Consider the following 15939-nt stretch of genomic DNA (forward strand, 5'->3'; position numbering starts at 1 on the left):
CCATGTGGAATAAATCGAATAATAAAAAATGGAAGATTCAAAATAAAATTTTGGGCTTGGGGTTACTGGCCTGCGTCAGCAGCGTACAAGCAGAAGTGCTGATTATTCTACCTGAAAGCGGCCCCTTGGCGCGAGCCGCTTCGAGTATCAAGCAAGGATTTCTCAGTGCATATACAGCGTCCGGACAGAAAGTACCATTGAAATGGGTCAATTCAGATCAGAAAAAAATCTCTCAACTACTCAAACAACATGTCAGTAAAAAGACGCAAATGGTGATTGGTCCTTTGGCACGTCAGGATGTAGAGCAACTGGTGCAAACTAAACCCAAGATTCGTACACTGAGTTTGAATGAAAGTAGTCTTACAGCGCCAAATATCTGGCAATTTAGTCTGTCGAAAAAAGAAGATGCGGCTGCCTTACAGAAGCAGATTGCGCAAGATGGGATTCAGCAACTGTTTGTGATGCGCCAACCGGGTAGTGAGTCAGAACATGAACTTCTGCTAATGTCACTACTTAGTCAGAGTGAGCTGCAACTGGAAATGATCCAGAAGCCACCATTTTTTCTGAAGAGCAAGCAGGGGATATTATTGCTTGGCAATGCGGACTGGCTGGCATCCTTACAGGGTTTGGGACATAAACGGATTTATACAGTCGCGAATGCAATTAATGAGCAGCATGCTCCGCCAAGAGGCATCAAGTTCTGCGATGTGCCGGTACTTTATTTTGCTAACTGGCCTGATGTGATGCAGGCTTATCATCATGCACCGGTGAATATGGCCTATCAGCGCTTGATTGCTTTTGGTGGCGATGCCTGGCAAATCACCCAGTATTATTTGAACAATAAAAAAATACGCAATATTGAATTCCAGGGTCGTACTGGAATGATTCGGGTATCGGATCAGGGCATACAACGTACACCATCCTGTTTTCAGCAGAGTGCCAAAGGTCTTAAGGCACTATAAGGGTCAGTGATGCAGAAACAATTAGGTGCATGGGCAGAACAACAGGCTGCCCAACTGATGCAGCAACAAGACTTTCAGCTCATTGCCAGAAACTGGCATAGCCGCTATGGTGAACTTGATCTGGTCATGCAGCGTGAGCAGGAACTGGTCTTTGTCGAAGTAAAAGCACGAGCTAAAACGGGTTATGCATTGGCTTTTGAATCTGTTTCCTCTGCGAAGCAACGAAAAGTCCTACAAACGGCTGTATGTTTTATTCAAAAAAATCCACAGTTTGCACATTATTACTATCGTTTTGATGTGATTTGTTTTGATTTTAATCGGTATTTTGCAAAAACCATACAGCATGATTTTTCTCAATACCCTTATGATCTGCACTGGTTTGAAAATGCTTTTACTTTTGATCAAGAGTTTATTAATCTTTGAATAAAATAAGATCGGATGCGGTAGATAAAATTTGCAGCATCATGGGAAAGTTCAAGTATGATGAAGAACATCTGGCCTTGAAAAAACAGATTATTATATTGAAATAAGACTGATTAAAATTAAGGAGTCTTGCTGAGTGGTTAAGCGTATTGCAATAACAATGCTGTGTGTCGCAAGTTTATCGGGTTGTGCCAGCTTTATTTCTAGCGGTACTGGTACGGCTCCTGTAGGTACCGAAAATGGAGCTCGGACGCTAGGACAGGTATTTATCGATTCTTCTATTGTACGTACTGCAAAAATTAATCTTTATAAACTGGATTCACGTTTTAAACAGTCAAGGGTCAATATTGAAAGCTTCCATGGTAATGTCCTGTTGACCGGGCAGGTGCCGGATGCGCATCTCAAGCAATTGGCAGAAGATAATGTCAAATCCATGAGTGATGTCAGAGCGGTGCATAACTTTATCACTGTGGGTAACCAGAGCAGCTACACTACGATCATGCAGGATACCGCCGTGACGGCGAATACCCGTGGTTTGATTATGAAAGCACCGGTGGTGTCTGACAGCAAAGTGCATGTGCATACTGAAGATGGTGTACTGTATGTGATGGGACGTCTGAACAGTGCTGAAATCGATGACCTGAATCAGGTGCTGCAACAAGTGGGGAATATCACGAAAATTGTCACGCTCATCGACAACGTGGATCAGCGCTCTGGTTATAGTACTAACCAGAATTTTGCAGCGCCTGCATCTTATGCACAGTCGGGTGTTGAACAGACTCCAGTCGCCATCGATCCTGATACAGTTGAACCGACCGATGTTCCATAAGGTCAGTCAATTTAAAACGCAGCTGTCAGATCAGATCCTTGAAGTCCAACAACGTTATAAAGATTTCCGGATCTATGATTTTGGCAGTTATGCGCTGAACCGGTTAACCCCCAAACAGGGTTATAGTGTTGAAACCCAGTTAGCCTATGGCTTAAAAGCCCGTCAACGTTTTGATCTGTTTTTAAGCCATCAGCCATTAGCACATCGCCCCTTGATTATCTTTGTCCATGGTGGTGCCTGGCTGCATGGTGATAAAAAGGATTACCACTTCATCGGCGAGGCCTTTGCCAAAGAAGGTTATGATGTGGTGGTGATGAATTATCATCTAGCGCCTGAACATATTTTCCCGATTTATATTAATGACCTGCATTTATTGCTAAATCATTTGCAGCAGCATGCAGACCAGTTAAATGTTTCTACGGAAAATCTGGTCTTAATGGGGCATTCAGCCGGGGCATTTAATGTCATGTCAGCGCTATACCATCCACAAAAGGCCATGATTGAGCGGGAACAGATCCGCGCCATTATTGGACTGGCAGGTCCTTATCATTTTGACTATAAAGATGATCCGATCTGTGCCGATGCTTTTGACCAGTCGATTCCGTATCAGCAGGTCATGCCATATTATTTTGTGGAAAATACCTCCACCAAACATTATCTGTTCATGGCAGAGCGGGACAATATTGTCGGTCATTTCAACAGTCAGGATCTGGACCGGGTTTTAAAAGACCATGGCAATCATAGTGAGCTGATTACCATTCCGAAACTGGGTCATATTACGATGATCGGTTCATTGTCCAGTTTGTTTAGCCGGTTCTTTGAAACCAAGCCGCGTGTGATGTGGGCGCTAGAAGATGCTTTCAAGTGAAGATCTGTGATCGTGGTAATTCCCATAAAAAAGCCCGGTATAAAAACCGGGCTTTTTTAATTGAAAACCTTAGAGCCATTTACGGGTATCATCTGCGACCGGTGTACCTTGAGTCACATGCATGATCATGGCATGGGCAATACTGCCTTTAAATGGAATTTCAGGCAGCTGATCAAACTTGAAGAATTTCGCATCGCTAATTTCTTCTTCCTGCAATTGCAGCTCACCGCCAGCATATTCTGCTTTGAAGGCAATCATCAAATTACTCGGGAAAGGCCATGGCTGACTGGCCAAATACTGGATATTTTTCACTTTCAAGCCGACTTCTTCCAGCGTCTCGCGACGTACCGCTTCTTCAAGCGTTTCCCCAACTTCGACAAATCCGGCAATCAGACCATACATCTGGCTTTTGGTATTACGTGCATTTTTGGCCAGCAAAATTTCATCTTCACCGCGGGTAATCACAGTAATCACACAAGGTTGCACCCTTGGATACTGACGATAATGGCAAGCTGGGCAAACCATGGCATATTCAACAGCATGGGCTTCAGTCGGAGTACCACAATGGCTACAGAACTTGTGATTCCGGCGCCATTCCAAGAGTTGCACAGCACGACTGGCCTGTTCAAATTGCTGAACATTCCAAAACTGTAATAATTGACGGATTGGAACCAGTTGCAAGCCTTCAGGAATCGGCTCATCTGGAAGAAGATCACGGGCAACCACCTGATCACCCGGATTCAGCAGCAAATCACTTGCCAGAGCTTCAACTTGAGGCAGTTGAAAGTGTTGATCGACCAGCAACTGTTGCTGCTGGAAAATATAAGCAAGTGATAATTTTTTAGACATTAGGCAACGATTTTCAGTTTCTCACTACTGTCTAATGCTACCTTAAACATAGACTGTAATACAGGCTGTTTGTTCTTTAAGTTGTCGATCATCATATCGGCACTAGCCAATGCATCCAGCGCATGATGAATTTCTGCCGGTGTTAATGCAACCGACTGTTCAATACGGTTTTTGATAAACAGGGCAGTTGTATTGAATGCAGCTTTCACATGTTCAGCATTCAGGAACAGCATAGCACCGCCAATTTCACAGAACTGGATTGGTACAGGTTCGAGTTTGGTCAGATCTTGATCCTGCAGATAATCAGTCAGAATCTGGCTAGATAATTCAATCAGTGCCTTGGTTTCATTCAACAAAGCGTTGTGTGCTTCATCCAGACGATCCAGTGAGATATTCATGTTATTCACACGTAGCTGCAAGCGGCTCGAAGTATGATGGCGCTCCAATACACCAATCGAGTTCATCGCGGATAGAATTACATTCATCAACTGCTGGGCAAAAGACTCATCTTTCAGAATATCTGCCTGGCTGAGTGAAGCTGCCTGACGGTTTAAATCATGATAGGCTTCGTTCAGGTTCAGAACCTTGAAGATATTGGCCAGGCTATTCAGCTGAGTCTGAAGTTCCTGAGTTTTTTCAGGTGTCATGTGCTGATAGTTGTATTCGATATCATTGCGGATCTGGGTCATTTCCGCAGTCACCAGTTCGCTAATGGTATGCATGGTTTCGAAGTCCGGACCATACAGATGACGGCTGAACACCTGAAGCTGCATATCTGTCAGTAGATCATCACCAATATTCAGCTGGCTACGGATTTGCTGTGCAGTTGCATCTTCCTGACTGATACATAAGCTTAATACATTTGCCAGATCAGACAGAGAAGCTTTGAAGCTGTCGGCTGAACTAAAGTACTGCGACATGTTGCGTTCAATACTGATTAAAGTACGTAAACGTGGTTCATTGATGAGCAGGTGATCAATATTATCAAAAGCAACATGCACCAGATGCCAGTATTGCTTGCTTGGATGACTTGCTGAAAGGCCTGCCAGATAAGTACCGACCAGTTTGATCGCCTGCAGGTCCATCTCGCTTTCTTCCTGTTTTAGCAGTTTGTTAAGAGACAGCTTATACAGGCGTTGCACATATTTGGATTTTTCCAGACCTGGTACTTGGGGTAACTGGAAGTCTGGAGTAATCAGATCAAGCAAAGGTTCAATATGCTGACCTTCGGTGGTTAATGGTTTACCAAGTGCAAGTTCCAGACGGTTCAGGGTATCGAGCAGGAACTGAGGAATCTTCACTTCACGCAAGCAGATAAATTCGATATAGCGTTTTAGCATGGTGGTGCCTTCACTCAATGCGATCACATCCTGAGTGTTGACCTGCGCCGGACTCCCCATAATCTTGCGCATCAGTTCTGCTGAATATTCTGCAATTTGTGCCAGATTCGGCATATCAATCAGTGCCAGTACCTGTGCACATTGTTCGAACTGATTTAATGCATCGTCAATGCCAAAAGGTAAAGTTTGATCTTCTACCAAGGTGCTTACTGCTGATTCGACTAACTTGATCGAGTTATCAACCTCATTTTTTATTATCAGTAAAGCTGTTGGATCAAAATGTATAGAGGTTTGGTAAGACATGGATCTGCACCTTTCCTTGAGTATTATCTATATATGAGCCCCGCTTTATCGGACGGGGCCTCTTTGGAATTACTATAACTGAAGAACTGTATTTTAAAAGCGAAATTACTGCTTGAAATTTAGATTTTATTTGGCAAAAAGGCAAGGCGTTCCATGCTTTTCTTCAAATTGTTTGACCCATTTCTCATGTTCGGCAAGTTCTTCATCTGATGGAAGAATCACAGGCAATTCAATTTCAATTTTCACAGTGCCTGAACTGCCGCCTTGTTCTTCGGTATGTGACAGGGCATCCATATCAAAAGAGACTTGTCCACCGGTCATGGCCAGATAAACATCGGACAGAATTTCCGCATCGAGCAAGGCACCATGGAAGGTACGGTCACGCTGTGGAATTTCATAACGACGCACGAGGGCATCTAGAGAGTTTTTCTGTCCCGGATGCTTGGATTTGGCCATTGCCAGGGTATCGGTCACTTCACAAACTTCAGAAAGCGCGACAAAACCTGCACGCTTGAACTCCATATCCAGGAAGTTCATATCGAAGGTTGCGTTATGCGCAATAATTTCGGCACCTTGCAGATAGTCAAACAGTACCTGTGAGATTTCCTCAAACAGCGGCTTGTCTTGCAGGAACTCGTCGGTGATACCGTGGACATTCACCGAATCGCCAACCGGTTTTTTCGGGTTGATATAAATATGGATTGAGCTGCCGGTCAGTTTCCGGTTAATCATCTCAATCGCACCGACCTCAATGATCCGGTCACCATCCTGATAATAGAAACCGGTGGTTTCAGTATCCAGAATCAATTGACGGGGGCCATGCAGCTCTAAGGTCGGCGGTGTAATCACAATTTGCGGATGTAGTTCGGTTGGATCTGAAGTGACTGAAGCGGACTCATCGGTATTTTCAGTTGTTTCCAAATTTTCAGTCTGTTCCATTTCTTCTTCAGCCATTTCCATGCTCTCTTCGAGTTCTTCTTCACTATCGACAAGATCCAGCCCGAAAGGGTCGTCTAGAAGCCAGTCAGGTTCAGATTTTTTTTTATTTTCAGTGATTGCAGTCACTGATTTGGATTTTTTCAAGGTTTCATCTGCGCCTTGGTTGGCCAGTTGATCGGCCATTTCATTGCCAGGATGTCCGGCATGGCCTTTGACCCAGTGCCATTCAATATCGCGGCCTTGACAGGTGGCATCCAGTTTTTGCCATAGATCCGGATTTTTAACGTCTTTCCAGTTTTTCTTTTTCCAGCCATGAATCCATTCGGTAATGCCTTGTTTGACATAATTGGAATCGGTATAAATGACCAGCTTGGCATCTTTCGGACAGAACTGGATGCCTTCGATCGCCGCGGTCAGCTCCATGCGATTATTGGTGGTATGATCTTCGCCACCACAAATTTTGTGTTCCTGCTGTTCGGTAATTATGTACGCACCCCAACCGCCTAAACCCGGGTTGCCGCGACAGGCGCCATCAACATATAGCGTGATAGTGTGAGACATAAATTAAAATCCGATCAAAAAAGAACTTGCTGAAGCGGATATTGTATAACGCAAATACGCTTGATGCGTCTAGATACACCAGTTTTTTAATTTCTTGTAACATTTAACGTGAAATCGGGGTAAATTAATGCCTTGTGTCCACGACATGCTTCACTACAATGGCATATCTAAAAAATAAATTTATATACGAATTGTTTGGATTTCTTTATGTATAAACCAACCGCAATTTTGTGGCAGCCCTCATTACCAGCATTTTTAAAATTTTCTGTACTTGGAACGGCACTCGCTTCCTTGGGACTGACGGGCTGTTCATCTACACAAAGTGCGACCCAAAAAGCGTCAAGCAAGCAGGTTGGCTCACAATATCTAGATGCAAGCAGTTTGGATGGGCTGGAAGATTTACTTTCTGCAACGGATATGCGTGCGGTTGAAGGTGACCGCTTACTGATTTTGAAGCATGGTGATATCTGGAAACGGATGACCGTGGGTTTCAAGATGGATCTGAATACCTGGAATCCGCGTATTGATGCACAGCGTGGCTGGTTTATTTCCCGTCAGCCGTATCTGGACCGCCTGAGTGCCCGTGCATCACGTTATCTCTATTATACGGTGAAAGAAGCAGAGCGCCGTGGTATGCCTACGGAACTGGCTTTATTACCGATTATTGAAAGTTCTTATGACCCGGCGGCGACCAGTAGTGCAGCAGCGGCAGGTTTATGGCAGTTTATTCCGAGTACCGGCCGTATTTATGGTTTGAAACAAACCTCACTTTACGATGGCCGTCGTGATGTGGTGGAATCGACCCGTGCGGCTTATGAATTCTTGGGTAGCTTATATAACCAGTTTGGTTCGTGGGAATTGGCTTTGGCCTCTTATAATGCCGGTCCAGGCCGTATCCAGCAGGCGATTAACCGTAATAAGGCTGCAGGTTTACCTACCGATTACTGGTCCTTGAAACTGCCGCAGGAAACCATGAACTATGTACCGCGCTTCCTGGCAGTTGCACAGATTGTGAAAAATCCGGGTACTTATGGCGTGAGTTTGCCACCGATTGCCAACCGTCCTCACTTTCGTGAAGTGACTGTGGGTGCAGCCAATTTAAATGAGATTGCATCGATTACGGGTTTAAGCCGTGCTGAACTGTATCAGCTTAACCCGGGACATCGTGGTGACCGTATTGATCCTGAAAGTCCACGCCGTATTTTGATTCCGGCTGACTTAAGTCCATCGATTGATGAAAAACTGAAAAAACTGCAGTCGAGCTCAAGCGGCTTATGGGCAGGTACTGTCAGTAACTCGCCTAAAACGACCACTACAGTAGCTCCAAAGCCAGTTGTAGCACCAGCATCAACCAGTACCACCATCGTACCTGCCAAGCAGACTCCACCGGTGCTTGCCACTACGACTGCTAAGACTGCAATAGCAACTAAAGCTCCAACTGCGACCACAACACCTAGACCAACTACGACTGCACCAGCAGCAGTGTCAACCACCACGACACCTAATCTAACTGCACAAACCACCAAACGGGTCAGCACACCACGTGGTTCCGAAGCACTTGCTGAATTTGCTGCAAAAAGTGAATTGCCTATTCCAAGCGCGCCACGTATTCCGGTTGCTGTGACGCCAGTTGCTTCGGTGAAGCCTATCCAGGTCGAGCCACCAATTACCGCAGCTGAACGTCAGCAAATCCAGAAAGTGGTGTCAGCAGAAGAAATTAATAAGACCGTGGATGAGCTTTTACAACCTGTGGCGACTGCAGCTGAACAGGCACAGGTCATTGAAGAGCTCAAAGCATTGGCACCTGCAGGTACAGAAATTGTTGACCCTTATGATGGCAAGATTAAACTGACTGCAATTCAGACCAGTCAGTCTATTGCCGAGCAGCAGGGCAAGGAGCTGACCAAAGGATTCTCATATCCGAAAGAAGTCGCTGTAAACACCAGTGCAGATTCAGTTGAAGCTCGACTCAATCAGGGCAAAAACTATGTCAAGACTGATTCAGAAGTCGTGGTTGTGGCACCGAAAGGTAAGCGCAGTACCTATAAGGTTTTACCGGGTGATAATCTGGCATTGATCGCAGCCAAAAATGGCGTGAACTGGCGTGATGTCGCGAAATGGAACCAGATTGATCCAAACTCTACATTATATGTGGGTACGATAATTTATCTCTATGATGCCAAGCCGGTACAGGAAGCACCGAAAGCCAAAGAGAAACCGGAAAGCTATGTGGTTCAGGCCAATGATTCATTGACCAGTGTTGCCAGTCAGTTCGGCCTGAGCGTCAAACAGTTGGCTGATTATAATGATCTGAGTACGACCAGTGGTTTATTTGTGGGGCAAAAGCTTTCCCTGAAAGAAAGTACCAGCAAAGCGAAAGTTGAAGACAGCAAAAAAGTCGAAACTGCCAAAGTTCAGACCAAGTCCTATACTGTTAAACGCGGTGAATACCTGAAACTGATTGCAGATCGCTACGCATTGTCGAATGCCGAGCTTGCTGCACTAACTCCGGGTTTAACTGCGGGTAGCAGTTTAATGGTTGGGCAGAAGATTAATGTTCCTCTTAATGAAGTTGAAGAACTGACTACGAGCAGCAAGAAAACCGAAAAAGTCGAACAGAAGTTCGAGAACGTTAAGGTTGATCATACGCCAACAGAAAGTTATCAGGTCAAACGTGGTGAAACCCTGTACAGTATTGCCAATCAAAGTAAATTGACGGTATCTGAACTGGCTGCGTTAAATGGCCTGTCTGCAAACAGCGGCTTACGCATTGGTCAAACCATCAAGATTCCAGCTGGTAGTCAGGTTCCTGACAGTTATACGGTTCAATCGGGTGATACACTGACCGGGATTGCAGCAAAATATAATCTGTCGATGGATCAAATTGCTAACCTGAACAATATTTCCCGTAGTGCCAATCTGCGTGTGGGTCAGCATCTAAAATTATCTGGCAGTCCTGAACCTGTGCAGGAAGTGGTCACCGAGACTCAGGAAAAGAATGTTAAATCAGATACTCACATCGTGAAATCTGGTGAAACCTTAAGCTCGATTGCCCGCCAATATCATCTGCAATTACGTTATCTGGCAGACTTGAATGGTTTGAATACCAATAGCAATGTGCGGATTGGACAGCGTTTAAAAATTAATGAAGATATTCAGATCGCCAAAAAAGAGCCGGTAGTGAAAGTCGCAACAAAATCTGCATCTTCTAAGGCGACAGAATCCTATACGGTAAAATCCGGGGAATCTCTGATTGCGATTGCCAATCGTGTAGGAGTACCCGTTACTGATCTGGCGAGCCTGAACAATCTTAGTCCACGTGCCGGTTTACGTGTGGGCCAAACGCTTCAGCTTCCAAAACTTGTCACTGAATACAAGGTGAAGCGTGGCGATACCTTGATCGGCCTGGCATCCCGTTATGGTATGGCAACCAATGAACTGGCAGAAATGAATGAACTGAAACCCAATACTCAATTGCGTATTGGTGATGTGATTAAGGTTCCAAACTAATTTCTGGATCGTGAAATTGTTTAATCCCGTCCATATCTTATGGATTCTTGCTGCCCCCTGGATCATCAGTTCCAGCGGGGCAGCAGTCATTACGACGCCTTATATTGCACTGCATAGTGTACCCAAATATGCACAGGCTAAATCTCTGCCTTATGCCAATCCGCAAGCGCCCAAAGGTGGTGTCCTGATTCAAGCAGCCGATGGCAGTTTTGATAATCTGAACAGTATGAATGGTAAGGGGAATGTCACTGAAGGGGTTAATTATATTTTTGACAGCCTCATGTCAAAATCCCTGGATGAACCCGGCGTCTATTATCCTTTGCTGGCGGAGAAAGTCAGTTTTGACCCAAAGCAGACCGCTTATATTATTTTCCATTTAAATCCTAAAGCCAGATTCAGTAATGGTCAGCCAGTGACGGCTAAGGATGTGAAATACAGTTTTGATCTGTACCAGACCCAGTCTAATTTCGGCTTGCAGATGTATCTGGCAGATATTAAAAAAACCGAAGTCCTGTCACCTTCAAAAGTTAAGATTAGTTTTAAATCTCGCCATAATCCGGAAATGGCGATGATTGTGACGCAAATGCCGATCTATTCTCAGCAGGAGTGGCAAAAGCGCAACTTCAAGGACATTAACCTGAAACCGATCTTGGGTTCTGGGCCCTATGTGATTGAACGTATTGATGCAGGACGCAGTATTTCCTATAAACGTAATCCGCATTATTGGGGTAAAGACCTGCTGGTCAATCGCGGCCGTTATAATTTTGATCGCATACAGTATCGCTATTACCGTAGTCCGGAAATCAAGTTTGAGGCATTTAAATCTGGCCAGTTTACGCTGCATGAAGAAAAACAGGTCAACCGCTGGGTAAGTGATTATCGGTTTCCTGCGGTACAGCAAGGCCAAATCAAAACCTATCGTTTTCAGCATCACAATCCGATTCCTACACAAAGCCTGATTTTTAATACGCGACGTCAGCCCTTTGCTGATATTCGCTTCCGGCAAGCTTTAACTCTGGCCTATGATTTTGAATGGCTAAATAAAGCCTTGTTTCATGGAGAATATCAGCGTCTGAACAGCTTTTTTAGTAATAGTGAACTGGCATCTACAAGCAAGCCGAGTGCTCAGGAGCTGGAAATATTACAGCCAAATTTATCAAAATTGCATCCGGTGCAACGTCAGGCGGTATTACAGGATTGGCATTATCCGCAATCAGATGCCTCCGGGTTTAACCGCAAAAATTTATTACAGGCGCGACAAATTTTATTGAATGCCGGTTACCGTTATCAGCAGGGGAAACTGGTGACTGCTCAAGGTAAACCTGTACAGATTGAATTTCTGTTGCATCAGGCTGAACAGCAGCGTCATCTGATGCCTTATCTACGGCATTTGAAACGTTTAGGAATTCAGGCTCACATTCGGATGGTGGAAACGGCTCAGTATTATGAGCGACTAAGAAATTATCAGTTTGATATGATTATGGATACCATGCCGCAATCGCTGACACCGGGGCAGGAACAGAAACAGTTTTGGGGCAGTGAGGCGGCACGTCAGCCTGGCAATTATAATTATGCCGGTATTCAAAATCCGGTGATTGATCGGGTAATTGATCAGGTGGTTCAGGCACAAAGCCGGGAGCAGCTGATTTATAGTACCCGAGCTTTAGATCGTTTATTGCGAGCCGGTTATTATCATATTCCGACCTATGGTACGGGTGAATACTGGTATGCTTACTGGAATATGTATCGGCAGCCCAAGATCAAGCCCAAGCTTTCTGCGGGTATTGATTACTGGTGGGTGGATACAGCTAAAGCCAGACAAGTGGCACCGTACTTAAAATATCGCTAGGTTTTCAGCTTTGGGGAGTGCCATGAGCACTTATATCGTCAAACGTTTGCTTCTTATGATTCCGACATTATTGATGGTTTTACTGATCAATTTTGTGGTGATTCAGCTTGCACCGGGTGGTCCAGTGGAACAGGCTATCTATCAGTCACAGCATGCGAATAATTTGGCGATTGGTGGCTTGCAGTATCAGGGACAGCAAGGCCTGACGCCCGAAATGCTGGAGCAGATCAAGATTCAGTATGGATTTGATCAACCGGTTCATCTACGGTTCTGGGAAATGTTGAAAAGCTATGCCCAATTTGATTTAGGCCAGAGTTTTTTTAAAGGCCAAGCTGTGACTGAACTGATCTGGGAAAAATTGCCAGTTTCACTGTCTTTAGGTTTCTGGAGTACCTTGCTGATCTATCTGGTTTCTATTCCTCTTGGCATCCAGAAAGCCAAAAAGCATGGCAGTCTGTTTGATCAAACGACGTCTTTGCTGCTGGCTGTGGGCTATGCCATTCCAGCCTTTATCTTTGCCATTTTGCTGATTGTATTTTTTGCAGGTGGTTCCTATCTGCAATGGTTTCCTTTACAAGGATTAAGCTCGGAAAATTTTGATGAATTATCTTTCTTTGGAAAAATTCAGGATTATTTCTGGCATATGGCTTTGCCGCTACTGGCCATGGTGCTAGGTGGTTTTGCACGGCTGACTTATCTGGTGAAATTTTCCTTTATGGAAGAACTCAGTAAACACTATGTACTGGCAGCAAAAGCGAAGGGACTACAGGAAAGGGCAGTACTCTATCGGCATGTACTGCGCAATGCAGTGCTGGTGTTGATCGCTGGATTGCCAGAAGCTTTGCTCGGTATTTTATTTGTCGGGAACCTGTTTATTGAAATCATCTTTAATCTGGATGGTTTGGGCATGCTGGGATTTGAAGCGATTCTGCAGCGGGATTATCCGGTCATTTTTGGAACTTTGTTTATTTTTACTTTATTGGGCTTGGTGCTACGTTTGATCAGTGATGTGCTGTATCGGGTAATTGATCCCCGGATTCATTTCGATTCGCGAGGATGGAAATAATGTCACCAATGCTAAGCGCCAGCCTGCAACGTTTTAAAAATAATAAAACCGGATTTGCCTGCTGCATTGCCTTTGTCATTATTTTTATCTTGTCACTTGGTGCTGAGCTGATCGCTAACGATAAGCCTTTACTGATCAAGTATGAGGATTCCTATTATCTGCCAGTAATAAAGTCATATCCTGAAACGACTTTTGGGGGTGTCTTTGAAACTGAAGCCGAGTATCAGGATCCTGCGGTACAGCAGCTGATTAATGCCAAAGGCTGGGCAATCTGGCCGGTGATCCGCTTCGGCTATGACACACCCAATTTGGCACTCGATATTCCAGTACCTTCACCTCCAAGCAGGCAAAATTGGCTAGGAACAGATGATCAGGGACGGGATGTGCTGGCACGGATTCTATATGGCTTGCGTATTTCCTTGCTGTTTGGCTTTGCACTGACTTTGCTGTCGGCAGGATTAGGTGTGCTGGTCGGTGCAGTTCAAGGCTATTATGGTGGCTGGATTGACCTGATCGGGCAACGTGCACTTGAGGTCTGGAGCAGCCTGCCGATGCTGTTTATGGTCATGATTCTGGTCAGTGTGTTTAGTCCGAATATTTACTGGCTATTTGTGATCATGCTATTTTTTGGCTGGACCACACTGGTGTCGATGGTGCGCGCTGAATTTTTACGGGCCAGAAATCTGGAATATGTCTGGGCAGCGAAAAGTATTGGTGCAGGGCATGGCCGGATCATGTTCAGGCATATTGTACCCAATGTGATGGGTTCCAGCCTGTCACAACTACCTTTTATGCTGACTGCCAACATCAGCGCACTAACTGCACTGGACTTTTTAGGTTATGGTTTGCCGCCTGAAACCGCTTCTCTAGGTGAATTATTACTGCAGGGTAAAAATAATCTCAATGCGCCGTGGTTGGCTTTATCCGGGTTTCTGACTTTAGCCATTGTCTTGTCTTTACTCATCTATATCGGTGAAGCCATCCGGGATGCTTTCGATCCCAAAATTTAAAATGATTTTTTAAGACTGATTTAATATCTACAAATAAAATTTGTATCCATTTGACAATATGAATTGTCAATTATGGTAAGTTAGGTTATAACACATACAAAATAAGATAAACATTTCAGGAAAGTACATGACACAATTGGCCGATTCCATCCAGATCCGTAATACCCAGTTTAAAAACCGTATCATTAAAGGTGCCATGAGTGAGGCGTTGGCCAATGATGCAGGCCAACCCAATCAGGCCCATTTAAAGTTATATGAAGCTTGGGCCAAAGGTGGTTTAGGCTGTGCGATTACGGGTAATGTCATGGTGGATTTTCGTGCCAAGAATGAACCCGGTGTAGTGGTAGTAGAAACTGAACGTGACCTGGAAAAGTTAAAAGCTTGGGCGAATGTCGGCAAACGTCATGGCATGGTGCAACTGGTACAGTTGTCTCATCCTGGACGTCAGTGCCCGAAAGGCTTGAATAAAGAAACCGTAGCGCCTTCAGCTGTGCCTTTTAGTCCGGCACTGGCGATGAGTTTCGGTACGCCACGTGAACTGCGTGAAGATGAAATTTTAGATATTATCCAGCGCTTTGCGACTTCAGCTGCCATTTGTGAAAAGGCGGGATTTGAAGGCGTGCAGTTACATGGGGCGCATGGTTATCTAATTAGCCAGTTTTTATCGCCCCTGACCAATAAACGTCAAGACCAGTGGGGTGGCAGTATTGAAAACCGCAGCCGATTCTTGCTAGAGGCTTATAAGGCAGTGCGTGCAGCAACTTCAGAGAATTTTATCATTTCAGTGAAATTAAACTCGGCAGACTTTCAGCGCGGTGGCATTAGTGAAGAAGACGTTATTTATGTCTTTAAGGCGATGGATGCAGTCGGGATCGATATGATTGAAGTTTCTGGCGGAACCTATGAAGCACCTGCAATGGCCGGAGTAAAAGCAGAGAAACGTAAAGCATCAACGGTTGCCCGCGAAGCCTATTTCCTCGATTTTGCCGAAAAGATCCGTCAGGAAGTTAATTGTTATTTAATGGTGACGGGGGGCTTCCGTACCGCAGTGGGTATGAATGCAGCCCTTGACAGCGGCGCATGTGATTTTGTCGGTATTGCACGTCCATTTGCGGTCGAGCCTGATCTGGGTAACCGTCTGGTGGCTGGACAGGATGTACGTTATGCAGTTGAGAAAATTAAAACCGGTATTCCAATGATCGATAAAATGGCGATTATGGAAATCATCTGGTATGCCGCACAATTTAAAGAAATTGCCAAAGGTAATCGACCAAATCCAAAACTGTCGCCTTTAAAGGTATTTTTAAATTACGTAAAAGGTAATGTGAAAGCTGTGATTAAAGGTCAGATCAATTCACGTAAATCGGCTTAATTTGTATAATGCATTGAAGCAAAAACAGGGCATATAAAATGCCCTGTTTTTTTATGAA

General features: G+C 44.7%; 12 protein-coding genes. 9 read left to right on the plus strand and 3 right to left on the minus strand.

Annotated elements, in window-relative coordinates; all coding sequences use genetic code 11:
- Positions 1 to 2: 2 nt before the first annotated feature.
- From FTU01_RS06070 to FTU01_RS06085, 4 genes are all read left to right on the plus strand, one after another.
- On the plus strand, positions 3 to 962 hold the full coding sequence (locus tag FTU01_RS06070) for a penicillin-binding protein activator (RefSeq protein ID WP_180138508.1): 960 nt from the start codon (positions 3 to 5) through the stop codon (positions 960 to 962).
- Between the two features lie 9 nt (positions 963 to 971).
- Positions 972 to 1385 (plus strand): YraN family protein, encoded by a 414-nt coding sequence (locus FTU01_RS06075; RefSeq protein WP_034703744.1) that lies wholly within the window; start codon positions 972 to 974, stop codon positions 1383 to 1385.
- Positions 1386 to 1521: 136 nt separating this feature from the next.
- Positions 1522 to 2214: a BON domain-containing protein gene (locus FTU01_RS06080; RefSeq protein ID WP_159123345.1), complete on the plus strand. Its 693-nt coding sequence runs from the start codon at positions 1522 to 1524 to the stop codon at positions 2212 to 2214.
- On the plus strand, positions 2204 to 3082 hold the full coding sequence (locus tag FTU01_RS06085; RefSeq protein ID WP_159123346.1) for an alpha/beta hydrolase: 879 nt from the start codon (positions 2204 to 2206) through the stop codon (positions 3080 to 3082). Before FTU01_RS06080 ends, FTU01_RS06085 begins: the two co-directional genes overlap by 11 nt.
- Positions 3083 to 3151: 69 nt before the next feature.
- On the opposite strand, the gene nudC is transcribed toward FTU01_RS06085, so the two are convergent.
- The 3 genes from nudC to dnaQ all read right to left on the minus strand — a co-directional run bounded on the left by nudC (position 3152) and on the right by dnaQ (position 7074).
- Complete coding sequence (nudC, locus tag FTU01_RS06090) at positions 3152 to 3931, minus strand: NAD(+) diphosphatase (protein WP_125278943.1); 780 nt, start codon at positions 3929 to 3931, stop codon at positions 3152 to 3154.
- A complete protein-coding gene (locus FTU01_RS06095; protein ID WP_180138510.1) occupies positions 3931 to 5574 on the minus strand; it encodes a chemotaxis protein in 1644 nt (547 codons plus the stop codon). The genes nudC and FTU01_RS06095 overlap by 1 nt, the downstream gene beginning before the upstream one ends.
- 126 nt (positions 5575 to 5700) lie before the next feature.
- Positions 5701 to 7074 (minus strand): DNA polymerase III subunit epsilon, encoded by a 1374-nt coding sequence (gene dnaQ, locus FTU01_RS06100; RefSeq protein ID WP_159123349.1) that lies wholly within the window; start codon positions 7072 to 7074, stop codon positions 5701 to 5703.
- Positions 7075 to 7281: 207 nt separating this feature from the next.
- On the opposite strand from dnaQ, the gene FTU01_RS06105 reads away from it, so the two are divergent.
- The 5 genes from FTU01_RS06105 (at position 7282) to FTU01_RS06125 (ending at position 15881) form a co-directional block, all read left to right on the plus strand.
- Positions 7282 to 10584 carry a LysM peptidoglycan-binding domain-containing protein gene (locus FTU01_RS06105; protein ID WP_180138512.1) on the plus strand — a complete coding sequence of 1101 codons (3303 nt, stop codon included), beginning with the start codon at positions 7282 to 7284 and terminating at the stop codon, positions 10582 to 10584.
- Between the two features lie 16 nt (positions 10585 to 10600).
- On the plus strand, positions 10601 to 12433 hold the full coding sequence (locus tag FTU01_RS06110; RefSeq protein ID WP_180048105.1) for an extracellular solute-binding protein: 1833 nt from the start codon (positions 10601 to 10603) through the stop codon (positions 12431 to 12433).
- Positions 12434 to 12455: 22 nt separating this feature from the next.
- On the plus strand, positions 12456 to 13499 hold the full coding sequence (gene yejB / locus FTU01_RS06115) for a microcin C ABC transporter permease YejB (protein WP_180138514.1): 1044 nt from the start codon (positions 12456 to 12458) through the stop codon (positions 13497 to 13499).
- Positions 13499 to 14509 (plus strand): ABC transporter permease, encoded by a 1011-nt coding sequence (locus FTU01_RS06120; protein ID WP_180138516.1) that lies wholly within the window; start codon positions 13499 to 13501, stop codon positions 14507 to 14509. Before yejB ends, FTU01_RS06120 begins: the two co-directional genes overlap by 1 nt.
- A 127-nt stretch (positions 14510 to 14636) precedes the next feature.
- Positions 14637 to 15881: an NADH:flavin oxidoreductase/NADH oxidase family protein gene (locus FTU01_RS06125; protein ID WP_180053185.1), complete on the plus strand. Its 1245-nt coding sequence runs from the start codon at positions 14637 to 14639 to the stop codon at positions 15879 to 15881.
- The last annotated feature ends 58 nt before the right edge of the window (positions 15882 to 15939 follow it).

The organism is Acinetobacter sp. YH12043 (genome assembly GCF_013419915.1).
Taxonomy (GTDB): Bacteria; Pseudomonadota; Gammaproteobacteria; order Pseudomonadales; family Moraxellaceae; genus Acinetobacter.